The organism is Pantoea sp. SO10 (assembly GCF_005281435.1).
GTDB classification, from domain to species: Bacteria; Pseudomonadota; Gammaproteobacteria; order Enterobacterales; family Enterobacteriaceae; genus Pantoea; species Pantoea leporis.
This window is the reverse complement of the sequence record NZ_CP040095.1, coordinates 367,641-393,681: the sequence shown is the minus strand read 5'-3', so window position 1 is coordinate 393,681 and position 26,041 is coordinate 367,641. Positions and strand designations below refer to the sequence as shown.

The window sequence follows — 26,041 nt, the reverse complement described above, 5'->3', positions numbered from 1 at the left end:
CGTGGGGATAAAGCGGCAGATAATGACCAATCCCGTGTAGCAATCTAATTTGAGAACAACTGTGTGAAGAAATACGGTGCAGTGAAAAAAGGGATGGAATTGTTGTTATAGATTAATTGGCTTTAGGTATAGACTTTTTCGCTGGTGAGTGCAAAAGACAATTATGAGTAACCTATTGTCATCTCGGGGAATTAATTGCGATGCAGGTTGGATATTCTAAATAATTTGAGGCCATTTTAAATATTAGGTCTGGCTTTCTATCTCCTTAATAAAACCTTTATTTTTTGCTAACGCTTTACTTACAAACGGTACTTAAGCAGTGAATGTGGCTGTGACGGGTTAAGCGACTTGAGAGAGTTTAAAAGCGTGATCGTGATCACGGTTAGACCAGGTCACGCTTTATGCCGACCTGGTCGATATCCGTACTTCACTTAACTTAAATCCACATTGCGGGTGCCGCCCCACCAGGTAAAGGCGAACCCGCCAATCCACGCCACGATCAGCCCGGCGAGATACACCGCCATGCCGGCAAAAATGCCCTGCGATGAGGTCATTAGCGGCAATGTGACTAATCCTGAAGGGCCAAACACGGTGTTCATTCCCACTGGCAATCCCAGCCATGCCACCAGCCCGATAAAGAAGCCGCCCAGCGCACCGCCAAAACAGGCGGTGATAAAGGGTTTCAGACGCGGCAGCGTGACGCCATAAATCAGTGGTTCGCCGACACCGAGCAAGCCCGGCACAATGGCGCCTTTGATCTGTTTACGCAGCAGTGAGTCTTTATCCGCTTTGCACCATAACGCCAGTGACGCGCCGACCTGCCCGGCGCCGGCCATCGCCAGAATTGGGAAGAGCGAGTTAAAGCCCTGGGTTTCCATTAGCGCGAAATAGACCGGAATAAAGCCTTGATGAATGCCAAACATCACCGCGATCAAAAACAGTCCGGCCAGAATAGCGCAACCAAACGGATTGTTATTTAGATGAATGAACAACCATGACATGCCTTTAAATAATTCGCCGCCGATTGGCATAATCACCAGGAAAGTCACCGCGCCGGTAATTAATAACGTCAGCAACGATGTCAGGATCATATCGAGATTATCGGGAATGATTTTTCTCAGTTGTTTCTCAACCCAGGCACCAAATATTGCCGCCAGCAGCACGCCAATAATATTGCCGCGCGGATCGATCACCATGCCGAAGAAATCCTGCATCCCGCTGTAATAACCGACCGTCGCGTCAGGGACATAACCGAGCACAAACAGCGAGGCGATAATGGCCCCGTTGACGCCGGTACCGCCAAAGGCTTTCTGCGCGTTATAGCCAATCAAAATACTCAGGAAGGTGAACAACCCTTTGCCGAACACCTTCATGTACGCCACGGTATCCACCAGCCAGCGTGCATGATCGCCAGGCTGATTAAGGTGGAAGATCTGCTCAATCAGCGTGGCGAAACCCAGCAGCAAGCCGGCACCGATAAAACCGGGGATCAGCGGCGTAAAGATGGTGGCGAAGCAGGAGAGAAAACGGTGCAATGCGCTGGTCTGCTTTGCCTTCATCTGCTGCTTTTGCGCGCTGGCGATGGCCTGCAGATCGCCCGGCGCCTGTTGATTAAGCAGTGCCTGCATTTTCTCTGCTGCAGTTTGCGCTTTACCGGGACCGAGCACGATCTGCAGCTGCGCATCGCTGTCGATCACGCCCAGCACGCCCGGCAGCGTTTTGAGTGTGGCGCTATCCACTCGCGCGGCATCGTTTAGTGTCAGACGCAGGCGCGTCATGCAGTTGCCGCACTGCACCACATTACTGGCACCGCCCACCGCCAGCAAAATGTCGCGTACCAGATCTTCGGTAATGGCCGCCATTATTGCGCTCCTGCGTCACGCAAAGCGTTGCGAATGAAGCCCTGATTCTGACTCAGCAGCGATTTTGCTTCATCGGCCGTTAATCCCGCCAGCACCATGACAATCGCGGTTTTACAGTGCCCACTACACGCCGCCAACGCCTGCTGCGCGGTAGCATCGTCACAGTCGGTGGCTTGTTTAACGATGTTCACCTGGCGCTGCACCAGCTTCTGGTTGGTGGCTTCCACATCGACCATCAGATTGCCGTACACCTTGCCGCTGCGAATCATCGCGCCGGTGGTGAGCATATTCAACACCAGCTTCTGCGCCGTGCCGGCTTTCATGCGCGAAGAACCGGTGATCACTTCCGGGCCCACCACCGGCGTCAACGCCACATCCGCGGCCTGCGACATTGGGCTGTTAGGATTACAGGTTAACGCTGCGGTAAATGCGCCTTGCTGACGCGCATACGCCAGCGCGCCCAATACATAGGGCGTGCGGCCGCTGGCGGCAATCCCGACCAGCACATCGTTAGCGTTGAGATTGATATCACGCAGATCCTGCGCGCCCTGCTCCACGTTGTCTTCGGCGTTTTCCACCGCCTGCAGAATTGCGGTGTGGCCGCCAGCAATTAGCCCAACCACCTGGCTGCGCGGCGTGCCGAAGGTCGGCGGACATTCGCTGGCATCCAGAATCCCCAGACGACCCGACGTGCCTGCGCCGCAATAGATCAGGCGACCGCCTTTGCTGAAGGCGCGGGTGATGGCATCCACCACCTGCGCAATCTGCGGCACGATGGCCTCCACCGCCAGCGCCACTTTTTTGTCTTCATCATTGATCACCCGCAGCATCGCTTCGGTGGTCAGCTCATCAATGTTGTGGCTGGCGGGATTACGACCTTCGGTGATCATCTGGCTCAGATCGATCTGCATGAGACACTCCTGTGTGAGAATAATTTATTCGTAAAACTATATATCACACAGAATTGTTAATTCCTCTGCTGCGCGGGATTTTTTTGCTTTTTGCCGCAGCGGACATAAAAAAACCCGCCGAAGCGGGTCGTTTTCGTAGTTCAGGCGTTTGCCAATTCTTTGCGCGCTAACGCGGCCAAAAAACCACTTCTGGAACCATATTCACGATGGTGATCGACATAGCTATCAATTTTAGTTAACAGATTCTGCGGCAAGGTGATGTTGAGCTTTACTGCTTTGCCTTCATAGCGACTGAGATCGATATCGACAAAGGCCCAATAACCACCCTGACAATTTTCATCCTCAATATGCGTTTCAATGTTCGTTGCCACCGGCACCTCGTAACCCGCATCAGTCGACGACTCAACATGCGAATCAATCGCAGCAGAAGCATCGGTTAATGCATCATCCACTGTCTCGCCAGCAAAAAAACATCCAGAACGTCCGGTACAAAGCCAGAATAGGTGTTGCTTTCTGTCTTATGAAGATAAACGGGGAATCTCATGTTGAGCCCTCACTTGAAAATGATTTTAAAAAGACTTGAAGAAAATATGGGTAGTTATAGTGGGTATAGATTTAAGCAATGGTTTGAGGCAAAGGGTTATAAGACTTGTCTGTAGCAGGCATAAAAAAACCCGCCGAAGCGGGTTTCTGTGCGTAGTGGTCGCCATGAATGTCGACCACTACGGCGCAGGTGGTTAGCTGGCGCTTTGCGTGCGCAGCTGTTGCTCGTAGGCGGCGGCTTGTTTGGTGTCGAACTGGTCTTCCCAGCGCGCAATCACCAGCACCGCCAGCGCGTTACCGATCACGTTCAGCGCGGTACGCGCCATGTCCATGATGCGATCGACACCAGCGATAAATGCCAGGCCTTCCAGCGGAATGCCCACGCTGCCCAGCGTTGCCAGCAGCACCACGAAGGAGACGCCCGGCACGCCAGCGATGCCTTTCGAGGTCACCATCAGTGTCAGCACCAGAATGATCTCGTCGGTCAGCGACAGATCGATGCCATACAGCTGGGCGATAAAGATCGCCGCGATGCTCTGATACAGCGTTGAACCGTCGAGGTTGAACGAGTAACCGGTCGGCACCACGAAACTGGTGATGGCTTTCGGCGCACCGTAGGCTTCCATCTTCTGCATAATGCGCGGCAGCACGGTTTCTGAGCTGGAGGTAGAATAGGCAAGAATCAGCTCATCTTTCAGAATGCGCATCAGCGTGGTAATGCGCAGCTTACAGAAGCGCGCCACCGTGCCGAGCACCACGAAAGCAAAGAACAGAATTGCCACGTACACCAGCAGCACCAGCTTGGCGAGCGGATAGAGCGACGCAAAACCGAAGTTCGCAATGGTGACCGCAATCAGCGCAAACACGCCGACTGGCGCATAACGCATGATCATGTGCGTCACTTTAAACATGGTTTCGGAAATCGAACGGAATACCGTGACCAGCGGATCGCGATGTTCCGATGGCAGCGCCGACAGGCCCATACCAAACAGCACCGAGAAGAAGATAATCGGCAGCATGTCGCCCTTCACCAGCGAGGCGAAGATGTTCTGTGGGATCAGGGACAAAATGGTGGTGACCAGACCGTGCGGTGCACCCTGAACCGCTTCGGTGGTGGCTTCGTATTTAGAGATGTCCACCGTTGCCAGCGTTGACATATCTATGCCGCTGCCGGGTTGGAATACGTTGGCCAGCGTGATGCCGACCACAATGGCAAGGGTGGTGATCACTTCAAAATAGATAATGGTTTTAACACCAATACGTCCGAGCTTTTTCGCATCACCCACGCCAGCAATGCCGACAATCAGTGAGGAGATAACAATCGGTACCACAATCATCTTGATCAGATGAATAAAGATGTCACCCGCTGGCGTCAGAATGTTAGTGATTAACCATTCACGATCGTCGGGCTGATTATGCAGCACGGTTCCCACAATCACGCCCAGAATCAGCGCGACTAAAATCTGCCATGCAAGGGTGAACTTAAAACCTTTCATAACGCGTTATTTCCTCAGTTAAAAACCCCTTTGCTCTGCTGCGAAGGTGCAGGAGAAATGTCACACAGGGAAGTGAGCAAAAGCCCGATAAAATAGAGGGTTATTTATGACTACGTCGGTTACAGCTGTGCAGGCATTTTGCGCCTGCGGGGTGATGCAGTCTGAGTTGATACCTGCTGAACAGGGCCGAGATAAGTACCATTTTCACTACGGTAAATGCAACCCCCGGCGCGATAGCGCAAATCTTATTCAGGTTAGTAGCATAAAATGCTGACGAAGGTTAACGGCCATAACTCGCTGTTATGAAAAGTGTTAATTCGATAAGTTTCAGCATAGCTATGCAATATTGCGCAAAAAGCGGCCCGGCGCGTTTGCTGATTATTTGCACAACAGAGGCAGCGATCTCGTAGGCTTAAGGCAGAAGATCGCGCTGCTGGCGCGGCGTTTTTGCCCGCCGTTCGCCGGGGATTTGGCAGTGATAAAAGGTCGTGATCCAGACTACAAAACAGAAACAAAGCCCTGTCGTGGTCTTCAATTAACCATTGATTGACATATGATTAACATCTTCAAGGAGGTCAGCCATGAGCCAAATACACAAGCATCCCGTACCCGCTGCCATTGCAGCGAATGCTCTCATTAATGCCGATCAGTATGCGGCGCTGTATCAACAATCGGTTGACGATCCCGACACCTTTTGGGGTGAGCAAGGCAAAACCCTCGACTGGATTAAGCCTTATAGCAAAGTGAAAAATACCTCCTTTGCCCCCGGCAATATTTCGATTCGCTGGTATGAAGATGGCGCACTGAACCTCGCCGCGAACTGCCTCGATCGCCATCTCGCCACGCGTGGCGACCATCCCGCCATTATCTGGGAAGGTGACGACGCCAGCGAAAGCAAAACCATTACCTTCCGCGAACTGCATGCAGACGTCTGCCGCTTTGCCAATGTGCTCGACAGCCTGGGCGTGAAGAAAGGCGACGTGGTGGCGATTTACATGCCGATGGTGCCTGAAGCCGCCGTTGCGATGCTGGCCTGTGCGCGCATTGGCGCGGTGCATTCAGTGATCTTCGGTGGCTTCTCACCGGAAGCGGTCGCCGGACGCGTGGTCGATTCCAACGCCAAACTGATCATTACCGCCGATGAAGGCGTACGCGCCGGACGCAGTATCCCGCTGAAGAAAAACGTTGATGATGCCCTGAACAATCCAAACGTCACCACGGTGAAAAATGTGGTGGTGTTTAAGCGCACCGGTAAAGACACCGGCTGGCGCGAAGGCCGCGATCTGTGGTGGCACGATCTGGTGGCGAAGGCCAGCGATCAGCATGAACCGGTCGCCGTCGATGCCGAACATCCGCTGTTTATCCTTTATACCTCCGGTTCCACCGGCAAGCCGAAAGGCGTGCTGCACACCACCGGCGGTTATCTGGTGTATGCCGCCAGCACCTTTAAGTATGTGTTTGATTATCATCCTGATGATGTTTACTGGTGTACCGCCGATGTCGGCTGGATCACCGGCCACAGCTATCTGATTTACGGTCCGCTGGCGTGCGGCGCGACCACGCTGATGTTTGAAGGCGTGCCGAACTGGCCAAAACCAAGCCGCATGGCGGAAGTGGTGGATAAACATAAGGTGACGCTGCTGTATACCGCGCCAACCGCGATTCGCGCGCTGATGGCCGAAGGCGATAAAGCGATTGAAGGCACCGATCGCAGCAGCCTGCGCATCATGGGTTCGGTGGGTGAACCGATCAACCCGGAAGCCTGGGAGTGGTATTACAAGAAGATTGGCGACAGCCGTTGCCCGATCGTCGATACCTGGTGGCAAACCGAAACCGGCGGCTTCATGATCACGCCGCTGCCGGGCGCGACCGAACTGAAAGCCGGTTCCGCTACTAAACCGTTCTTCGGTGTGCAGCCAGCGCTGGTGGATAACGAAGGCAATCCGCTCGAGGGTGCCACCGAAGGAAACCTGGTGATTGTCGATTCCTGGCCGGGCCAGGCGCGTACGCTGTATGGCGATCACGATCGTTTCGAACAGACCTACTTCTCCACTTTCAAAAATCGCTACTTCAGCGGTGACGGCGCGCGCCGTGATGAAGAGGGTTATTACTGGATCACCGGCCGCGTCGATGACGTGCTCAACGTCTCCGGCCACCGTCTCGGCACCGCCGAGATTGAATCGGCGCTGGTGTCGCATCCGAAGATTGCCGAAGCGGCGGTGGTGGGCATTCCGCACAGCATCAAAGGCCAGGCAATCTATGCGTATATCACGCTTAACCACGGCGAAGAGCCGTCGCCAGAGCTGTATACCGAAGTGCGTAACTGGGTGCGTAAAGAGATTGGCCCAATTGCCACGCCGGATGTGCTGCACTGGACCGACTCGCTGCCAAAAACCCGCTCCGGCAAGATTATGCGTCGCATTCTGCGCAAAATCGCTACGGGCGATACCAGCAATCTCGGCGATACCTCTACGCTGGCCGATCCGGGCGTGGTAGAGAAATTGCTGGAGGAGAAACAGTCCATCACCATGCCATAACCGGCTTCTGTTGTAGGGGCGACCATTTGGCCGCCCTTATATGCCACGTATTTCTGAGTTCGCACAACTTATAAAACTAGAATATTCAGCCAGTTAAATCACTTTACCGTGAGATATCTGTCTGCCTTGCCTCTGGAGAAAATGTGATGAACGAAACCCCTGAACAGGAAGCAGTCTGGCAACAAGTCGAGAATAATCCGCGTTTTCATGAACTGGTGCACAAGCGCCAGGCGTTTGCGCTGCTGCTCAGCGTGATCATGCTGGTGCTCTATATCGGCTTTATTCTGCTGATCGCTTTTGCGCCCGCCTGGCTCGGTACGCCGCTGCACGCGGGCACTAACGTTACGCGCGGCATTCCGATTGGTGTCGGTTTGATCGTGATGTCATTCGTGCTGACCGGCGTCTACGTGTGGCGCGCCAACGGCGAGTTTGATCGTCTGACCAAACAGATCCTGAGCGAGGTAAAATCATGAAGCGCCTGCTTTCGATATTTCTCGCGGTAGTGCCCGCCAGCGTGTTTGCCGCCGATGCCATTACCGGCGCGGTGCAACGGCAAGCCACCAACTATGAAGCCATCATCATGTTCGTGGTGTTTGTCGCGGCGACGCTCGGCATCACCTATTGGGCCTCGAAACGCACCCGCTCGCGCAGCGATTACTACACTGCAGGCGGCAATATCACCGGTTTCCAGAATGGCCTCGCCATCGCCGGTGACTTTATGTCCGCCGCCTCTTTCCTCGGTATTTCTGCGCTGGTTTACACCTCAGGTTACGACGGGCTGATCTACTCGCTCGGCTTCCTCGTCGGCTGGCCGATGATCCTGTTTTTGATTGCCGAACGTCTGCGTAACCTTGGGCGCTACACCTTCGCCGATGTCGCCTCCTATCGCCTCGCGCAGAAACCGATTCGCACGCTGTCAGCCTGCGGCTCGCTGGTGGTGGTAGCGCTGTATCTGATCGCGCAGATGGTGGGTGCCGGTAAGCTGATCCAGCTGCTGTTCGGCCTTGATTACCATATCGCAGTGGTGATGGTCGGGATTCTGATGGTGCTGTACGTGCTGTTCGGCGGCATGCTGGCGACCACCTGGGTGCAGATCATCAAGGCGGTGCTGCTGCTGTTTGGTGCCAGCTTTATGGCGATTATGGTGATGAAAGCCACCGGCTTCAGCTTCAACACGCTGTTCACCGAAGCGATGGCGGTGCACCCAAAAGGCGCGGCGATTATGCAGCCGGGCGGGCTGGTGAAAGATCCCATCTCGGCGCTGTCATTGGGTCTCGGCTTGATGTTCGGTACCGCCGGTTTGCCGCATATTCTGATGCGTTTCTTCACCGTGGCCGATGCGCGTGAAGCACGTAAAAGCGTGTTCTGGGCCACCGGCTTTATGGGCTACTTCTACTTCCTGACCTTTATTATTGGCTTCGGCGCGATTTTGCTGGTGGGATCGAATCCAGCCTTTAAAGACGCCAGCGGCGCGCTGCTCGGCGGCACCAACATGGCAGCGGTGCATCTGGCGAACGCGGTTGGCGGCAGCCTGTTCCTCGGCTTTATCTCGGCCGTGGCCTTCGCCACCATTCTGGCGGTGGTGGCAGGTCTGACGCTGGCGGGAGCTTCGGCAGTTTCACACGATCTCTACGCCAGCGTGATCCGTGAAGGTAAAGCGACGGAACGCGATGAACTGCGCATCTCGAAGATCACCGTGCTGGTGTTAGGTGTGGTGGCGATTGCGCTGGGGATTCTGTTTGAGAAACAGAACATTGCCTTTATGGTCGGTTTGGCGTTCTCGATTGCTGCCAGCTGTAACTTCCCGATTATTCTGCTGTCGATGTACTGGTCAAAACTGACCACGCGCGGCGCGATGGTGGGCGGTTGGCTGGGACTCGTTACTGCGGTACTGCTGATGATCCTTGGCCCAACGATTTGGGTGCAGGTGCTCGGGCATGAGAAACCGATCTATCCGTATGAGTATCCGGCGCTGTTCTCAATGCTGGCGGCATTTATCGGTATCTGGCTGTTCTCAATTACCGACCATTCTGCTCGTGGTGCCCAGGAACGTGCCCGCTTCCGTGGGCAGTTTATTCGCTCACAGACGGGGATTGGGATTTCGCAGGGGAAATCGCATTAAGTCCGTGCTGGCTTTCCCTCACCCTAACCCTCTCCCATAGATGGGAGAGGGAACCGATCGGCGCGTTTTCTCCTTCTCCCGCTTGCGGGAGAAGGCCGGGATGAGGGACAGACCGCACCCAAACAAAAATGGCGACCCATTGGGCCGCCATTTTTCATTCTAATTTAAACAATTAGAAACGCAGTGATGCGCCTACATACGGGCCATCGACCAGTACGTTATCTTTGCGGCTACCTTTGTTGTTCAGCTCAATGTACTGATAACCCACACGCAGGTTCAGCAGCGAAATCGGCGTGAAGCTCAGGCCGCCTGAGGCTTCCTGGTAGCTATCCAGACGATCAGAGAACGCTTCTGGCGCATAGTAATATTCGCCGTACAGGCCCCACATACTGTTGAAGCTGTATTGCGCTGCGCCACCGACTGCCACGGTGAAGCCATCACGACCATCTTCCGGATGGGTGAACAGCGCTTTCGCGGTAGGCGCAATGCGGAAATCACCCACGTCGATGTTATAGCCGAGGCCCGCACCGTAGGTGCTGCCATCGTGATCGCTGCGCAGCCAGTTGCCTTTCAGGAATAGGCCCGGTGAAGTGGTGCCGAGGCCAAGGTTCAGGTTGGTGCTATGCTCACCCACGTCAACACTGCCCTCAATTGCCTGTGCGCCGCTGCTCAGCAGTGCCAGACCCAAAACACTTCCAGTAACAAGTTGCTTTAACATGTGATTCCACTCCATGAAGGACAATTAATTCGGCGGCAAGGGTACCAGCCTGGCGACGAGAGACAACATTATTTGGAAAGCTTTACGTAAAAATGGATTACGGCGGGGAAAAAAGTGGCCCTTAAAGGCCACTTTTCAGATTAGAAGCGCCAGGCTGCGCCGATAAAAAGACCATCAATCGCACGATGGGTTTTATATTCGTGCAAGCCACTGCCGAGATAGCGGTAACCGGAACTCAGCGTTAACCAGTGGGCCGGTTGGTAGTAAACTCCGGCTTCAAACTGATGCAGATGATCCAGCTTATAGGTGCTGAAGTTAGGCGCCATGCTGAAATCGAGGTAGAGCCAGGTATGGCGCGCTTGTGGCAGTGGAGCCATCGCGCGTATACCCGCATTCACGCCGTAGCTGGACGTTTTATCATGGTTCAATTCAGCCCAGAACAAAGCGACGCGCGGCACAATGCGCATAGCGCCTACAGCCACGCCGTAACCCAGATTGGCGTCCAGCAATTCTGACTGATGTTTGGCATTCACGTATTCCACGCCATATTGCAGGCCTGGCGCGGTTTTTTGGCTGTTGATGGCGGCCGCAAAGAAATCACTGCCCCCCTTCACGCCGATTTCCTGAGCAGTTACCCCAGCGGAGGCCAACAGGAGCCCCATTGCAAAATACTGACTTTTCATTTTTCGCTTCCTTATCGTTTAAGCGGGCAAACAATAAGCAAAGCGATCGGGCTGCTGTATGAGCAATGACTCAAAACCAGCGGATTACGATACCCAAAGTAAGTGGCTTAACAGTGGCGCGAGAATGACGGTGACGACGCCAGACAGCATCATTACCAGGCTCGACACCACGCCTTCCTGCTGGCCGAGTTGATACGCGCGTGCGGTGCCTGCGCCATGTGATGCAGCACCAAAACCCGCGCCTTTAGCCACGCCCTGCTTGATGGCGAGACGCAGAAACAGCACGTCGCCCACCGCCATACCAAACACACCGGTGATCACCACAAACAGCGCCACCAGATCCGGCTGGCCGCCAATCGGCTGCGCGGCTGCCAGCGCAAACGGCGTGGTGATTGAGCGTACCGCCAGGCTACGCTGAATGGTTTCCGGTAACGTCAGCCAGCGCGCCAGCCACACTGAACTGCATACCGCCACCAGCGTGGCCGTCAGCACGCCCACGCTCAGCGACAGCCAGTGACGCTTGATGATCTCAAGGTTCTCATACACCGGCACGGCAAATGCCAGCGTCGCCGGGCCAAGCAGCCAAATCAGCCAGTGGCTTTCAGCGATGTAATTTTTCCAGCTGACGTGAGTGAGCAGCAACAGCGCCACCAGCACCAGCGGCGTCAATACCAGCGGCATCAACAGCAGCGTGCGCCAGCGGCGATAAAGAATTTTGTTGAGGTAGTAGACCAGCAGCGTGAACGCCAGACACAGCAGACTAATCAGCAGATCATTCATGATGCGCCTGCTTGCGTGCGGCGCGCGCCAGTTCGAAGCGATATAAACGATCAACCACCAGTGACGTCGAAGCCAGCACCAGCAAGGTACTGACGCCGATCACCACGCAGATGCGCCAGCCTTCACTGCGCAGCAAATCGCTGTAGTTCACTACCGCCACCACCGCTGGAATAAAGAACAGCAGCATTTCTGCCAGCAGCCAGTTGGCGCCAGCTTTCACCCAGCGCAGCGGCACGATGCGCGTCATGATCAACACCAGCAGCAGCACCATGCCCATCACGTTGGCGGGCAGCGGCAGATGCAGCCAGCTCACCAGCCTGTCGCTGAAAATAAACAAACCGACATACAGCACCAGCTGCAGCGGAACAAAGGTACGTTGCAGGAGATCCGTTCTGCGCGGACTTAATGCCATCATTGCTTGTTACCTGGATGAAGAATTGAGGTGCCCAGTATAAATCCGCCGCAAACTGTGAAAGAAATGAATTAAAATTATTCAAACTATGCCAAAAAGGAATGTTTATGGATGTGCGCGCCCTGCGCTACTTCACTGAAGTGGTGCGCCAGCAAAGCTTCACCCGCGCCGCTGAGAAGCTGTTCGTGACGCAGCCGACCATCAGCAAAATGCTGCGCCAGCTGGAAGAGGAGCTCGGCTGCACCTTACTGCTGCGCGAGGGCCGCAAACTGCATCTAACGGATAGCGGTCAGGCGGTTTACCAGCGCGGACTGGTGATTCTGCAAGAGTTCCACCAGCTTGAAGCGCAGTTGGGCGATATCAACCAGCTGAAAACCGGCGAGCTGCGGCTGGGTATTCCACCGATGGTCGGCATGCAGATGGCCGGTTCAATCTCCGCCTTTCGCCGCCGTTATCCTGGCGTACAGCTGAAAATATCCGAGTTCGGCGGACTGACGGCGCAGCAAGCGGTGCTGAGTGGCGCGCTGGATATCGCCCTCACCGCGCTGCCGATCGAATCCGAACTGCCGCTCAATACGCTGGAGCTGATGCACCATCCGCTGTGCGTGCTGCTGCCGCGCAGTGAACAATGGCGCGATCACCGTAAAGTCGGTTTGGCAGAGTTAGCTGAACATCCGCTGCTGATCCTCAATGAAGAGTTCGCCTTGAATCGCCAGATTCGTAGAGCGTTTCAACGCCAGAACCTGACGCCAACTATTGCGCTGCGCAGCGCGCAGTGGGATTTTCTCGCCGCGATGGTGCAGGCGGGTATGGGACTGGCGATTCTGCCGGAGCCCATTTGTCAGCGGCTGGATAAGCAGTCGCTGCTGTGGCTGCCGCTGGAATCGGAACTGCAGTGGAGTTTGGGGTTGATTTGGCGGGAAGGCAGTTATCTGTCGCGCAGCGCCGAGGCGTGGATTGCGTGCTGCCGTGAACACTGGCCGGATAGTGCGCCGCGGCTGTCGGTGTGAAAACAACCGCAGCACATTGGCGTAGCGGCGCAATGTTTTGCGCCGCTACCGATGAACAATATGGCTTACTGCTATTCCTCTTTCTCAATCAGCAACGCTTCCAGCAGATCAAGATCGTGCAGCAGTTTCTGCATTGTCTCGTTGGAGATCTCCTGTGTGGCGCGCAGATGATAGACCTCGGCGCGTTCGGCACGCAGCGCATTGAGGCGGAAACGACGCTCGAGATTTTCGGCAAATTGCGCCTGCTCAATATCGTTTTTCCCCTCCGCGCGACGACGCAGGTTACCAATCACGCGCAGGCTGACCTCTTTCAGCAGCTCAGGATCGATGTTCTCTTCGGTGTCGCTCTCAAGACGCTGCTCCATTTTATGCAGGCTCTCAATCGCCACACCCGCCATCGCGGCACGCGCAAACTGAATCTCACGACGATGGCCGACCTTATCGATGCTTTCCACGTCGCGCAGCAGAATCGGCAGCAGCACCACGCCAACCAGCAGCGACACCAGAATCACGCCGGTAGCGATGAACACCAACTCATAGCGCGCCGGGAACGGATCGCCGTTGCTCAGGAACAGCGGAATCGACAGCACACCGGCCAAGGTAATGGCACCGCGCACGCCGGCAAAAGAGGCAATCAGCAATTCACGCAGTGAGTAATTGGTAAACTCCAGCGGCTTCTTCTTCAGCAGACGCATGCTGGTGCGCTTCATGATCCACAACCACCCGAAACGCACCACCATCAGCGCGGCGTACACCAACAGAACGTCGGTAAACAGCATCCACAGTTCCACGTTAGGATCGGCTTGCGCCTGCGCAATCGAGGTGGAAAGGATGTCGGGCAGCTGCAGGCCGAGCATCAGGAACACCATGCCGTTAAACACGAACTCCAGCATCTGCCACACGCTGTTCGCGCGCAGACGCATCGCCAGCGGTGCCTGGCGGATAATGCCGGAACGCGTAATGGTCATACCGGCGGCGACGGCGGCGAGAATGCCCGACACGCCAAGGTGTTCCGCAATCAGGTACGAGGCGAACGGTAACAGCAGCAGCAGCACGGTCTGTGTTGCCGGGTCATCCCCGCTCCAGCGGCTCAGCAGACGCAGCGAGCGGCCATACAGCCAGCATATCGCCACACCAGCGACCAAACCGCCGACCGCCACTTTGAGAAACTCAACGCTGGCGCCGCCCCACGTAAACACCATGGTGCCCATCGCCACCGCGACGGCAAACTTCAGCGATACCAGGCCCGACGCGTCGTTCATCAGGGCTTCGCCCTGCACAATCGACATAATTTTTTTCGGGATGCGTCCTTCACCGACAATGCCGGACAGCGCCACGGCATCAGTTGGCGAAAGCACCGCCGCCAGCGCGAAGGCGGGAATCAGCGGAATCCCTGGCACCAGCCAGTAGATCAGGTAGCCAATCCCGACCACCGTGATCAGCACCAGAACCAGCGCCAGCCCCATGATTTCGCGACCGTGATGCAGGAACTCGTTTATCGGCGTTTTCCAGCCATCCGCAAACAGCAGCGGCGGAATGAACAGCACGAGGAAAAGTTCCGGATCAAAATCGACATGCAGGCCGAAGACGGGAAATGCGAGCAGAGCACCGGCGGCAATTTGCACCAGCGGCAGGGGAATTTGAAACGGCAGAATACGTGCCGCCACGCTGGAGAGTGAAACCACCAGCGTCATGATGAGAATAGTAAAGAAGATTTCCATGCTTTCCTTAGGCGAATCAATTTCATTAAAGCGATGTTGTTGCGTGGGAAAGTGTAAAACAAAACGCCGCACAGCGGAGCAACCCGATGTGCGGCGTGATGCAGAAAGCGAATAATCCTGGAATTATTCAACTTTCAGGTCAGATGGCCCAGCCACCGGCATAGAACGCGACCAGCGCGACAGCAATCACCACGGTGCCCACGTTCAGCTTGCGCCACTCACCGGCAAACAGGCGTCCAATCACCAGTGAAGCGAAGCCGAGCATGATGCCGGTGACGATGTTGCAGGTCAGCACGATGAACACGGCGGTCAGCAAGCCGGACATCGCATCAACGAAATCGTTGAAGTCGATTTTTGCCACGTTACTCAGCATCAGTAAGCCAACGTACATCAGCGCCGGCGCGGTCGCGTAAGCCGGAACCAGATAGGCCAGCGGCGACATAAACAGGATCACCAGGAACAGCAAACCCACCACAATCGCCGTCAGACCGGTTTTACCACCCGCCGCCGTGCCCGCCGCCGATTCGATATAGACCGCAGCTGGCGAAGCGCCGACCAAGCCGGCAAACAGGCTGCTGACGGAATCGGTGGTTAACGCACGACCGCCGTTGATAATCTGCCCCTCTTTATCCAGCAGATTCGCCTGCCCCGCGACCGCGCGGATGGTACCGGTGGCATCAAAGACCGCGGTCATCACCAGCGCCAGCACGCTTGGCAACACCACCGGTTGCAGCGCGCCCATGATATCGAGGCTAAACATCGCTGATTGCCCGTTAGCATCCTTCAGGCTCGGCATGGCAAACAGACCTTGATAGGTCACCGCCGGATCGAAAATCAGGCCGAGAATCGAGATGGCGATGATGGTCAGCAGAATGCCGCCCGGCACGCGGCGTTTTTCCAGACCAAAAATCGCCGCCAGTCCCACCAGCGACATGATCACCGGGAACGAAGCGAATTGACCCAACGCCACCGGCAAGCCCGGAGCCGGATTTTTCACCACTAAACCAATGCCGTCAGCGGCGATCAGCAGCAGGAACAAGCCGATACCTACGCCGGTGCCGTGCGCTACGCCCATTGGCAAGTTGCGCAGTATCCATGCGCGGATGCCGGTGACCGAAATCAGCGTGAACAGCAAGCCCATCAGGAACACCGCACCAAGCGCCACCGGCACGCTAATGTGCTGGCCGAGCACCAGGCTGAACGCGGTGAAGGCGGTCAGCGAGATGGCGCAACCAATCGCCATCGGCAGATTGGCCCACAAACCCATGATGATCGATCCAAAACTGGCGACCAGACAGGTAGCAACGAACACCGCCGTTGGCGAGAAGCCCGCTTTGCCCAGCATGCCGGGCACCACGATGACGGAGTACACCATCGCCAGAAACGTTGTCAGACCCGCCAATACTTCCTGACGCACGCTGCTGCCGCGTGCAGAGATATTGAACCAGGCGTCCAGTTTTCCACTGGCCGGGCGCGATTCGCCAGACATAATTCTTCCTCAATTTTTTTGTGATGTGAGTCGCCGCGCGGCGCACGTTTGCCGTTCCCTGATGGCGGTTTTTCATGATGAAAATCCAGGCAAACGTTTACGTCGCCGCGTATTCCAGGCCGTAAAGGGGGACGCGGAAAAAAGGCAAACGATTATCTGGCGTTTGCCCTGGGGTTTTCAACTCTTAATCACGGGTATTGCAGGATAAATCCAGGCAACTCACCCCGCAGGGCCGCCAATTATGGCGGCCTGGCTGAACTCAGCGGCTTAACTCAATCGCGCCGCCCTGCTGGATCGCCCGTTGCCAAGCCGCGCGCTGCTGCATGGTTTCCAGCCAGCGGGCGGTGGCGGGCGTATCACGTAGGGAACCACGCAGTTGCAGCGCCAGCAGCGGGAAGCTCATCTGCACATCGGCGATGCTAAAACGTGAACCGGCAAAAAACGCATGCTGCGTGAGATGCTCTTCAATTACCCGACCATGTAAAGCCAGCTGTTTATTCAGCCAGGCTTTCTGAATCCCTTTGCTCAGGGCGATGCCGGCCGGGCGCAGCAGCCACGGCACCGGCTTTTTGCCAAACTGCGCAAACACCAGTTTCATTACCAGTAATGGCATCAGCGAACCTTCGGCATAGTGCAGCCAGTAGCGCGCCTGAATCTGCTCATCTTCATGACTCAACGTCAGCTGATGTTCGCTGTCGTACTTCAGTTGCAGGTATTCGAGAATTGCGCCTGATTCGGCAATCACGCGATTGCCGTCGGTGATCACCGGAGATTTGCCCAGCGGATGCACTTTCTTTAGGGAATCGGGTGCCAGCAGGCTGTTTTCACGCTGATAGCGTTTGATTTGGTAAGGCACCGCGAGCTCTTCCAGTAGCCATAACACGCGATGCGAACGGGAGTTTTCCAGATGGTGAACGGTGATCATACGGTTTCCTTGCCGGTAAAAGTGTTCCGCCAAGTATAGTCGATCAGCGTTTTTGCTCGTCCTGTTCCGGATCGAGTAACACCGCGCCCGAACCTTGCTCGCCCAACCGGTCACCGGGATTGCGCAGCGGGCAATCGCGCATCGATAAACAGCCGCAGCCAATGCAGCCATCAAGATCGTTACGCAAGCGCGTGAGGGTTTCGATGCGTTTATCCAGCTCCTCGCGCCAGTGCTGCGTCAGCGCGTCCCACTCTTGTGTCGACATCCGTTTATTAGCCGGCACATGCGTCAGGCTGTCGCTCACCGTCGCCAGCGGAATGCCAATGCGTTGTGCAATTTTGATGATGGCAACGCGACGCAGCACGTCACGGCTGTAGCGACGTTGGTTGCCGCCGTTGCGCGAGCTACAGATCAATCCTTTGGTCTCATAGAAGTGCAGCGCAGACACCGCCACGCCGCTGCGCTTCGCCACTTCACCCGGCGTCAAAACCGGCTTCGGGTAATTGCGTTCTTTTTTCATTTAGGGCCTTTACCTCAAGTTAACTTGAGGAATTATACTCGCACCCCAGCAAAACTTCGAATTTCTTACCAGGCAAAAAACATCAGAAGGATGAGGCTATGATGCAACAGGAAATCATTCATTCGCTGTCCAACTGGATCGATCAGAATCTGGATAAAGCGCTGTCAATTGATGAAGTCGCGGCAAAATCAGGTTACTCAAAATGGCATCTGCAGCGTATGTTCCGCGCCGTCACGAAACAAACGCTGGGTGGCTATATTCGCGAACGTCGTCTGACGCTGGCCGCTGAAGCGCTGCGTCAAACCCAGCGTCCGGTGTTCGATATCGCGATGCAATACGGTTATGACTCGCAGCAGACGTTCTCGCGCGTGTTCCGCCGTCAGTTCTCGCAAACGCCAACCGCTTATCGTCATACCATGCGTCGCCAGGCGATGATTCACCGTCCGCGTTTGCTCAGTTTTGACTGTGCAGACAACAACATGACCAGTTTTGCCCAGCGTACCACCGGCGAGTGCTGCCCGGTTAGCTAACCCTTTCTGCGCGCCCCTTGCGGGCGCACCTCGCTCTTCCTGCCTGTTTTTTCCTCAGTTCGATAAAAATCTTTCTACCTGACCCGGTATAAATTTTGTTCAAAATTTAAAATCGAGTGATATAATGTGAGCCAAGTCACACTTTTCTGTCTTCAGTTAGACGGCCAGAAGGACTTCCCTGACCTTCCTTCTTAGCCGCCAGTGATGTCGATTGAATGTCGGGGATATCACTGATTCTAAGAGGTTTTTGCAGATGGCCACCCTAACCACCAGTTTGATTGTAATGCGCTGGGAACTCCTGAGTGCGGTAATGATGTTTTTCGCCAGCACCATGAAAATTCGACTGCGCCAGAACAGTCATCACGTGATGGCGCTGCTGTGCGGTGGCATCGGCGTTGGCATGTCCTGCTGGTTTGTGACCGGCCTGCTCGGTATCACGCTGAGCATGGAGAATCTGCATAACTTTATGGAAATCTCCAAAAACGCTTTTATTGAAGTGATGAGCCAGACGCCAACCGATTGGCCAATGCCTTAATCGCCGCCAATAAAAAACCCCGCCGAAGCGGGGTTTTTTATTTTGCTGTGTGATTCTAAATTTTCTTCAATACGGCCGGAATGGTCACTTCCGCCACCGTGATGCCCGGTATCTTCGCACCGCGACGATCCTGAATCCACATATCACCCATCATTTGGTTTAGCCCGCGATCCAGACCGGTCACCAAACCCGCGCCCGGCGTGAAGGTTAATTCGCCGAAGTAGATCTGCTCGTTATCGATGTACCAATCCACGCGCACATAATCGAAATCGCTCGCCAGCTTTTTACTCAACGCCAACGCGTGCTGCAACGAGGCCATTTGCGGCGTCACATCCAGGCCGGTATCACGAATTTTGTGATACGCCTCGTTGAGGTTGTTGACGTAGAAGTTCATCGACAACAGCGGATTGCAGCGGTTGTAGATCACCTGCAGCACATACTCAAAGCTGCCGTCGCGCTTGTTGAACATATGGAACTTGTAGTCAATCGGTGCCGATTTACCATCGCCAATGTACTGCTCCACCAGAATGCGTGGCTTGATGTAGCGATAGTGAATCTCGCGCGCTTCATTGGCGAAATCGGTCTTCAGCCAGCGATGGCAATCGTTGATAATCTGCTGCTTCTTCAACGCATCCGGCTCTTCCAGCAGGATCTCCACCATGTTGGAGGCGTGATTCGGCTTGATAACGGTATTTTTCCAGCTCGGCAGCGTGTGCAATGAGCTGGGATCGCTGGTCTCGTAAACCAGCGGGATCAGGTATTCGCTGCCCACTTTATCGGCGATATATTCACGCACCGAATATTTGTCCGACAGACGACCATAAATCTGATAATCGCCATGGATGAATTTGCGATACAGCACCTTCTCGTTAAACACTTTCGGCTCGCGCAGATTAGGCAATTTGCGGAACTTGTGAAAATAGTAGATACGATCCTGGTATGCCCAGGGCATCTTCTTGATGAAGTACTGAACGCTTCTTCTGAGTTCATCTTTCAACTTGAGCATATCTGACCTCATTTGTAGGTTTTGTAGTTGAGTGAGGAAACCTGGATTTTTTGGATGACGCCGTTTTTGAAGAAGTAATTCATTACGGTAAGAGACAGCAATTCTGAGATGAAAACGCTCCATGCGGCACCCATGATGCCGTAGCTCTGGATCAGCCACCACGACAGCGGCAAGCTGATGACCATCAGGCAAACGATTTTCTTCAACAGATAATTAAACCCGCCTTCTTTGACCATGTAGCGATACGCTACGGTCCCCATCGCCGAAAAGCAGGTTGCTAACGACAACAACGTAATGAGACTTCCTGACTGTGTGTACTCGTGACCATATAAAGCGATGATGATTTTTTCGCCGTACATCGCGATCACCGCTAACAACAACAATGAAACACCCATGACATAACCATTAAGCCGTGCTGTCAGCTTGATGGCGGTTTCTCCACGCTCACGGAAGATTTCCGAAAAGCAGGAAGTGATGATGGCGACCGGGATAAAAATCCAGGAGGCCGAAATGGTATTGGCGGCGGCGAACAACCCAAGATCGCGCGCTGAGGCGATGCCTGCCAGGAACATCTGTGCCGCTTTCACCTGCACCGAGATAAAGATGCTGGAGATGGCCAGCGGCAATCCGGCGTACAGCAAATAGCGCAGATAGGTGTTGCGCTTATCCTGCGGCGGCGCCACATCCTGATTTTCGCGATAAAAGTTAAAACGCTTAATGACGTACGGCACCAACGTGACGGCGACAATCGAAACGGTCAGCCATAGCGGATTGAGGTGCAGCCAGGCAATGGCGAAACTTAAGCTGAAGCCCAGCAGCAATCCGACAGAGTTGGCGATGGTATTCAGCCGCGACGCTAAGCGCGCATTGTTGTAGACACTGAAGGTGTCCTGCGTCACGAAAACCGAAGAGATAAACGAGGCCAGTGCAAAAGCGAGGAAGTTTTCCTGCATGTTGTACCAGACCCAAATCAAGACGGGCAGCGATGTGAGCAACAGCAAAACCATGCGCATGTTGCGCGCTACGGTCATCAGGCGTAGACCTTTCGGTGCACTCTTACTGATACGTTTAAACAGAATGGTTTCCGTACCGAAAATCGCCACGGTCTGCACCATGGAAAACAGTGAGGTCGAAAACGCCATTTGGCCAAAGATGGTTGGACCAAAGGATTTTGCCACGTAGGAGGTCACAAATATGACGCCGAACACGGAGACGATCTTTTCAGACATCATCCAGGCGGCATTCGACATTACGCTCAATTTCATTGACTGATCCTTAGTATTACGAACTACAACAACTTTCGGTACAACGTCCTTGAAATGAATTAACAAGCGCTCAGTGGGCCTGACTTAATTTATTAACTTCAAACCAAACTGGTCCGAAAAATGAGACTCGCGTCAGCAATTAGGAATTATATTCAGGAAAATTCCGATTATATCCGGTGCGAAACTCGGTGGATGTAAACGATTTCAGCCTAAATTCTAAGCAAACGTTTACTGGCATACCCTGACATTTCTGCAAGTGGTTTATGCCGATTTTCCAATGAATGTAGTATTTTTCTGCATTTGGGATGGAGAGAATTTATATCAAAAACCTAAAGCCAGGAAGGCGTTCAATGCCATTCGGAATAAAATAAGATTTATCCCATGATGATATTTCTTCTAAATATCTTAATTTAACCCTCGCAATTCAAATCGCGCACTTTAATACTGCATTAATAGTGTTTTTGCAGTGCCAGATATTAATACAGTAATTCTCATCCACTAATTGATAAGAAAGGTAATAGCATTTATGAGAAAGTCACGATATAGCGAAGAGCAAATCACAAATGCCATTAAAGCTTCTGAAACGGGAGTGAAAGTCAGGGAGATTTGTGAGGAGCTTGGCATTTCCGAGGCCACTTTCTATAGCTGGAAGAAGAAGTTTTCTGGGCTCTCTTCCGAAGAAGGTAGAAAAATCAAGGAGCTGGAAGATCAGCTACTTAACCTCACGCGTGAGCTGCAATCACTGAGTTCCGATAAAGAGATGCTGCAAAGCGTATTGAAAAACTTCTTCACCACCAATGAAAAGCGTCAGGCGGTTAACTTTCTGCAAACGACATTCGACATAGGTACCCGTCGTAGCTGCCGTTTACTGGATATTAGCCGTAGCGTTTATCATTATCCTGCAGGTACAGATAATCGCTAATACCATTAAGGCCGATGTTATTTGACCTAATGCTGAGATTTGTTCTTACCAGAAGATATGAAGATCATTTAATACGGCGTTCACAACATAACAATTCGCACCAATTTTTCCTGATGAATACCATCGCGGAATTGCTTCCTTTTTTGCGGTAAAATAGATTCACATCAGCAAAAGTCTCTCTATTCAAGCCATTCTAACGAAGTCCAATCTCATTTCGGTGAGATTGGCGCTTCGATTATTACTTTACCAACATTAATCATCAGTCCTGAATGCGGATAGTTCTGTTAAGCATTAATGAACAACCGCGTGTAACCGCTCACACACAACCTCTGTTTTCATCTGGATCTGTTCTGAGATCGATTCGTCAATCGTTTGACGCGCGTAGACCATAATTCCCTCTGCTGTTGCCAGGAATAATCCTGATAACAAAGGTTACCTGCCCTAAACAATTACGGCCAAAAAGCGGGAAATAAGTTAAATTCCTGCACCCTATTCATCGCTACGCTTAATGGTTTTTTGCCAAAGGTTAATGGAATCTTTCTTAACATCTCACGATTCCCTTAAGCAAAAAGTGGTTTTCAAGTGCCAATCTTCAGTGCCAAATGGCAATAAAAGGTAGGTTAGATGCATGTTTTTGCGCGTTAATGCGTCGGTTTTTTCCGCTTTAGGGCCTGCGATAGCCAGGAAGATCGGAGATTCGTGAAGGTTCAGGAAGCCTTAATACGGTTAAACACTCATGCGCCGGATGAAACGGTATGACTTTTTATGACAAATCAGCGCTAAAAAGAGGGCTGCAATTAGCCAAAATGTTATATCGATGGCCAGCTGAGCGCCTGAATGGGCGAAGAGGCGAGTGAAAAGGGTTAGTCAAATTCTTAAAATACAGCGTAGTACGCTGCCGAAATGATTTTTCAGCAGCGCTGATTTTGATGACCTATACCGCAGTGATGTGCGGCTGGGGTTTAATACGCATCGCGTAGATCACGCCAATAATCAAACAACCAATGCCAAGCGCGGTTAGTAACGGCGGCCAGCTTTGTCGCCACAGGAATGTCCACAGCAAACCGGCTAAGGTTTCGAACACGATCAGCGGCCCCATGATCACCGTCGGCACGCGTTGGCTGGCCGCATTCCAGCAGAGCGTGCCCAACCATGAGCAAATCAGCCCGATACCTAACATCAATAATAGAAAGCGTTGCGGCTGCGGCCCGAATGGCAGCGCAAATGCAGGTTGCTGCCAGTGAAGCTGCACGCAGACTAATAGATAGAACACTATTGCCAGCGGCAGCGTCACCAAACCTTGTGCCGTCGCCCAGCTGGATGGCTTGTGCTGGGGATGCGCGCGTAACCATAAACCATTACGCAGCGGATACCATGTCCAGCATGCCACCGCCAGAACCGCTAACCCTAAACCGGTGAGATAGCGCGACCAATCAAAATCGGGGCCTTGCGTCTGGAGTTCGGCGGCATTCACGCAAGCCAGGCCCACAGCAATAATCAGCAACGCTGGCGTCAATTTACGCCACGGCAAGCGCCCTTCAAGATGACCATAACAGAGATTGGCCGTCACGGTAATCACCACCGGCAAGGTGCCGATAATCATGGTAGAAATGGGCGCGCCGGTGCGTTGAATCGCGCTGGCGAGAAACGCGTAATAGAGCAAATTGCCAATCAGCGACAGCTTCAGCGCTTCGATCCAGTCTTTGCGCGCCAGCTGACGCAAACGACGGCGATCCAGCCAGGCGAGGGGCAACACCACCAAACCAAAGGCGACGTAGCGTCCGGCCGATTGCAAGGTGCCGGGATAATCCGGTATTAACAGCGGGCCCACAAAGATCAATCCCCACATCAGTCCCGCCGCCAGCGCAAACAGTATTCCAGCAAACATAAACTCTTCCTTTATATGCATTCCGCTGCAGTGTGACGCAGGTGGAGGCTAAAGGCTTGTAGCAGATTGCGGTTAGCGTGAAGGGAACACTTGTTTTTGATAGCGGCCCGGCGTGATGCCGTAGCGATGCGCGAAGGCGCGGGTGAGATGAGCCTGATCGGTAAGACCAACCGATGCCGCGACGGTTGCCGCACTGTCGCCGCGTGCCAGCTGCTGTTTTGCTGCGAACAGGCGAAAAGCCATCAGCATTTGATGCGGCGTGACGTGGAAGTGTTGTTTAAAACTGCGCAGGAAATGCCACGGCGACAGTGATGCCAGCGCAGCAAGTTCTTCGAGGCGCACCGGTTCGGCGAGATTTTCACGCAAATAGTCTCTTACCGCATCAAAGCGATGTGCACCTTCGACAGGTCGCAGCTGTCCCTGACGCGCCAGCGGACGCATTAACTCCAGCAGTTCGAGCAAAATGCTTTCACGCTCCAGCGGGGTTTCCGCCTGCCACATCTGCGCCAGCAATTGAGAAAACGGCTGCGCCAGACGCGCATCGGTGCGCAGAGCATCGGTGAACCACCAATGACGATCGCCGGTCAGACGATCCATCTCCTGCGGATCGATATAGATCATGCGATAACGCCAGCCTTCGTCGCAGGCAGATTCACCGGTGTGCAGCTCGTCAGGATTCATCATCACCAGCGAATGCTGCGGCGCGGTGTAACTGGCGCCGCGATAGCGAAAGCGCTGGACGCCGGATTCGATAGTGCCGATGCCAAAGGCTTCATGGGTATGCGGTTCAAAAGCGTAGCGGGAGATGTGCGCCTGATACAGCTCGATGCCCGGCAGCTCAGCGAAATGCTGAAACTGCGCACGATCTTGCTCACAAGGAAAGATTTCAGGAACCACCTTCACGACACACCTCCGGAATAAATCGCTTATAAGCATGCGCGGCAGTGGCGATAAATGCAAAGCGGATTTGCTTTACCTCGTTGCGAGTTAACCGGACACTGACAAGACTTAACAGGAGATAAAAATGGCTAATCGTGTGGTTGTGGTAGTGGATATGCAAAACGGCGTGCTGGCATCGCCGCGTTTTGATCGTGCCGGACGCTGCAAGCGGATCAATCAGTTAACCGCTGCGGCCGATCAGGTGATCTTCATCCAGCACGTTGGGCCAGGTTTAGAGGTCAATTCAGCAGGCTGGGCCATCGTCCCCGAGTTGAATCAGCCGGCCAACGCCATCTTTGTCAATAAAACCGCCTGCGACAGTTTCTGGCAAACCGATCTCGCCGCTCAGCTCGACCAACGCGGTATTAAAAGCTTCGTTATTTGCGGCTGCGCGACTGATTACTGTGTCGATACCACCATCAAAGTCGGCGCCAGCCTCGGCTATCACATCACCGTCGCCGCCGATGCGCATACCACCGCCGACCGCACCTATGTTTCCGCGCAGCAGCAAATCAATCAGCACAACGAAGTGTGGGCCGATTTGATTATGCCGGGCAACCCGGTGCTGGTACGTGAGACGGAAGCGTTATTGCGGGAATGGCGACCGCATTAAGGGTTCTGCTATTGAAGTGCTTGGCTGCTGTCAGCTATACAAATAGCTATTTCTCTACTGAGGCTAGAGCATGAAGGTCATATGTATTCGAGTGCCTGATAACTTCAAAAAACGAAGCCCAGGATTCAGTATTATTGCGGATCAAAGATGTTTTTCCCGGAAAGTGAATACGGTAGTGCAATTCTTTGGTGGTAATAAAGAAGCTGCTTACCAATGGATGTACAGCCCAGTGAAAGCTCTGGGATCAATCTCTCCACTATCTTTATTTACGAATGAAAACGGAATAATGGATATTGAGGACTTGATTGGGCGTTTAGAACACGGCGTATTTACATAAAGGTATATTTATCAATACATTAAACATGTATTTTCAACTAAAAAATTTTCAGTAGTCACCTCCATGCTTTGACCATACTTGCACAATAGTGACGGACGCGCAGCTTCTGCGGGTGCGTAAGGGCTATCCGCAGCGCTGAAGTGAAAGCGTTGGGCCAGGAGACAGCCGCAGGATGCGGCTGTCAGTTCGGGCCGGGCAGGAAGCCCGATCCCGAACGATCCGTCGGCACAATGCTGGAACTGAAGGCACCGCGTAAGCGGCGCGAGGACTGCCCAGC

At 53.8% G+C, this 26,041-nt stretch carries 25 protein-coding genes; 9 read left to right on the top strand and 16 right to left on the bottom strand.

Annotation, left to right across the window (positions count from 1 at the left end; all coding sequences use genetic code 11):
* Positions 1–431: 431 nt before the first annotated feature.
* From murP to gltP, 4 genes are all read right to left on the bottom strand, one after another.
* A complete protein-coding gene (murP, locus tag FCN45_RS01765) occupies positions 432–1,862 on the bottom strand; it encodes a PTS N-acetylmuramic acid transporter subunit IIBC (protein WP_137384980.1) in 1,431 nt (476 codons plus the stop codon).
* On the bottom strand, positions 1,862–2,773 hold the full coding sequence (gene murQ, locus FCN45_RS01760; RefSeq protein ID WP_137384979.1) for an N-acetylmuramic acid 6-phosphate etherase: 912 nt from the start codon (positions 2,771–2,773) through the stop codon (positions 1,862–1,864). Before murQ ends, murP begins: the two co-directional genes overlap by 1 nt.
* Positions 2,774–2,913: 140 nt before the next feature.
* Entirely contained in the window at positions 2,914–3,225 is a 312-nt protein-coding gene (locus FCN45_RS01755) for a type II toxin-antitoxin system HicB family antitoxin (protein ID WP_246862545.1), read from the bottom strand.
* A 285-nt stretch (positions 3,226–3,510) separates the two neighbouring features.
* Positions 3,511–4,812 carry a glutamate/aspartate:proton symporter GltP gene (gltP, locus tag FCN45_RS01750; protein ID WP_007888562.1) on the bottom strand — a complete coding sequence of 434 codons (1,302 nt, stop codon included), beginning with the start codon at positions 4,810–4,812 and terminating at the stop codon, positions 3,511–3,513.
* Between the two features lie 581 nt (positions 4,813–5,393).
* Here gltP and acs point away from each other — a divergent pair.
* The 3 genes from acs (at position 5,394) to actP (ending at position 9,471) form a co-directional block, all read left to right on the top strand.
* Positions 5,394–7,349: an acetate--CoA ligase gene (gene acs / locus FCN45_RS01745; protein ID WP_137384978.1), complete on the top strand. Its 1,956-nt coding sequence runs from the start codon at positions 5,394–5,396 to the stop codon at positions 7,347–7,349.
* 146 nt (positions 7,350–7,495) lie between these two features.
* Entirely contained in the window at positions 7,496–7,822 is a 327-nt protein-coding gene (locus FCN45_RS01740) for a DUF485 domain-containing protein (protein ID WP_008109989.1), read from the top strand.
* Complete coding sequence (gene actP, locus FCN45_RS01735) at positions 7,819–9,471, top strand: cation/acetate symporter ActP (RefSeq protein WP_101763042.1); 1,653 nt, start codon at positions 7,819–7,821, stop codon at positions 9,469–9,471. Before FCN45_RS01740 ends, actP begins: the two co-directional genes overlap by 4 nt.
* A gap of 172 nt (positions 9,472–9,643) precedes the next feature.
* Here the strand turns inward: actP and FCN45_RS01730 are convergent, their stop codons facing one another.
* The 4 genes from FCN45_RS01730 to FCN45_RS01715 all read right to left on the bottom strand — a co-directional run bounded on the left by FCN45_RS01730 (position 9,644) and on the right by FCN45_RS01715 (position 12,067).
* Positions 9,644–10,189, bottom strand: coding sequence for a YfaZ family outer membrane protein (locus FCN45_RS01730; RefSeq protein WP_008109987.1), 546 nt, complete (start codon positions 10,187–10,189; stop codon positions 9,644–9,646).
* Positions 10,190–10,329: 140 nt separating this feature from the next.
* On the bottom strand, positions 10,330–10,803 hold the full coding sequence (locus FCN45_RS01725; RefSeq protein WP_246862544.1) for a YfaZ family outer membrane protein: 474 nt from the start codon (positions 10,801–10,803) through the stop codon (positions 10,330–10,332).
* 153 nt (positions 10,804–10,956) lie between these two features.
* Positions 10,957–11,652, bottom strand: coding sequence for an LrgB family protein (locus FCN45_RS01720; RefSeq protein ID WP_101763044.1), 696 nt, complete (start codon positions 11,650–11,652; stop codon positions 10,957–10,959).
* Positions 11,645–12,067: a CidA/LrgA family protein gene (locus FCN45_RS01715; protein WP_137384976.1), complete on the bottom strand. Its 423-nt coding sequence runs from the start codon at positions 12,065–12,067 to the stop codon at positions 11,645–11,647. Before FCN45_RS01715 ends, FCN45_RS01720 begins: the two co-directional genes overlap by 8 nt.
* 104 nt (positions 12,068–12,171) lie before the next feature.
* Between FCN45_RS01715 and FCN45_RS01710 the strand changes: the two genes are divergently transcribed.
* Positions 12,172–13,074: a LysR family transcriptional regulator gene (locus tag FCN45_RS01710; protein ID WP_137384975.1), complete on the top strand. Its 903-nt coding sequence runs from the start codon at positions 12,172–12,174 to the stop codon at positions 13,072–13,074.
* 71 nt (positions 13,075–13,145) lie between these two features.
* On the opposite strand, the gene FCN45_RS01705 is transcribed toward FCN45_RS01710, so the two are convergent.
* The 4 genes from FCN45_RS01705 to soxR form a co-directional block, all read right to left on the bottom strand.
* Positions 13,146–14,795, bottom strand: a complete 1,650-nt coding sequence (locus FCN45_RS01705; RefSeq protein WP_101763047.1) for a Na+/H+ antiporter — start codon at positions 14,793–14,795, stop codon at positions 13,146–13,148.
* Positions 14,796–14,934: 139 nt separating this feature from the next.
* Positions 14,935–16,284: an NCS2 family permease gene (locus FCN45_RS01700; protein WP_101763048.1), complete on the bottom strand. Its 1,350-nt coding sequence runs from the start codon at positions 16,282–16,284 to the stop codon at positions 14,935–14,937.
* A gap of 259 nt (positions 16,285–16,543) precedes the next feature.
* Positions 16,544–17,209, bottom strand: a complete 666-nt coding sequence (locus FCN45_RS01695) for a glutathione S-transferase family protein (RefSeq protein WP_137384974.1) — start codon at positions 17,207–17,209, stop codon at positions 16,544–16,546.
* Between the two features lie 43 nt (positions 17,210–17,252).
* The gene (gene soxR / locus FCN45_RS01690) at positions 17,253–17,729 is read right to left on the bottom strand and encodes a redox-sensitive transcriptional activator SoxR (protein WP_101763050.1); all 477 of its coding nucleotides are present in this window, start codon (positions 17,727–17,729) and stop codon (positions 17,253–17,255) included.
* Between the two features lie 98 nt (positions 17,730–17,827).
* On the opposite strand from soxR, the gene soxS reads away from it, so the two are divergent.
* Both soxS and FCN45_RS01680 read left to right on the top strand, forming a co-directional pair.
* Positions 17,828–18,259: a superoxide response transcriptional regulator SoxS gene (gene soxS / locus FCN45_RS01685; RefSeq protein WP_137384973.1), complete on the top strand. Its 432-nt coding sequence runs from the start codon at positions 17,828–17,830 to the stop codon at positions 18,257–18,259.
* A 253-nt stretch (positions 18,260–18,512) separates the two neighbouring features.
* Positions 18,513–18,794 carry a YjcB family protein gene (locus FCN45_RS01680; RefSeq protein ID WP_008109973.1) on the top strand — a complete coding sequence of 94 codons (282 nt, stop codon included), beginning with the start codon at positions 18,513–18,515 and terminating at the stop codon, positions 18,792–18,794.
* Positions 18,795–18,849: 55 nt separating this feature from the next.
* On the opposite strand, the gene FCN45_RS01675 is transcribed toward FCN45_RS01680, so the two are convergent.
* Entirely contained in the window at positions 18,850–19,800 is a 951-nt protein-coding gene (locus tag FCN45_RS01675) for an ATP-grasp fold amidoligase family protein (RefSeq protein WP_137384972.1), read from the bottom strand.
* Between the two features lie 8 nt (positions 19,801–19,808).
* Positions 19,809–21,065 carry a polysaccharide biosynthesis C-terminal domain-containing protein gene (locus tag FCN45_RS01670; RefSeq protein ID WP_101763052.1) on the bottom strand — a complete coding sequence of 419 codons (1,257 nt, stop codon included), beginning with the start codon at positions 21,063–21,065 and terminating at the stop codon, positions 19,809–19,811.
* 526 nt (positions 21,066–21,591) lie between these two features.
* On the opposite strand from FCN45_RS01670, the gene FCN45_RS01665 reads away from it, so the two are divergent.
* Positions 21,592–21,987 (top strand): IS3 family transposase, encoded by a 396-nt coding sequence (locus tag FCN45_RS01665; RefSeq protein WP_008109970.1) that lies wholly within the window; start codon positions 21,592–21,594, stop codon positions 21,985–21,987.
* A 934-nt stretch (positions 21,988–22,921) separates the two neighbouring features.
* On the opposite strand, the gene FCN45_RS01660 is transcribed toward FCN45_RS01665, so the two are convergent.
* Both FCN45_RS01660 and FCN45_RS01655 read right to left on the bottom strand, forming a co-directional pair.
* Entirely contained in the window at positions 22,922–23,875 is a 954-nt protein-coding gene (locus FCN45_RS01660; RefSeq protein ID WP_137384971.1) for a DMT family transporter, read from the bottom strand.
* Positions 23,876–23,947: 72 nt separating this feature from the next.
* Positions 23,948–24,778: an AraC family transcriptional regulator gene (locus FCN45_RS01655; protein WP_137384970.1), complete on the bottom strand. Its 831-nt coding sequence runs from the start codon at positions 24,776–24,778 to the stop codon at positions 23,948–23,950.
* A 121-nt stretch (positions 24,779–24,899) separates the two neighbouring features.
* Between FCN45_RS01655 and FCN45_RS01650 the strand changes: the two genes are divergently transcribed.
* Entirely contained in the window at positions 24,900–25,427 is a 528-nt protein-coding gene (locus FCN45_RS01650) for an isochorismatase family protein (RefSeq protein WP_137384969.1), read from the top strand.
* 70 nt (positions 25,428–25,497) lie between these two features.
* On the top strand, positions 25,498–25,764 hold the full coding sequence (locus FCN45_RS23855; RefSeq protein ID WP_137384968.1) for an antitoxin Xre/MbcA/ParS toxin-binding domain-containing protein: 267 nt from the start codon (positions 25,498–25,500) through the stop codon (positions 25,762–25,764).
* Positions 25,765–26,041 lie beyond the last annotated feature (277 nt).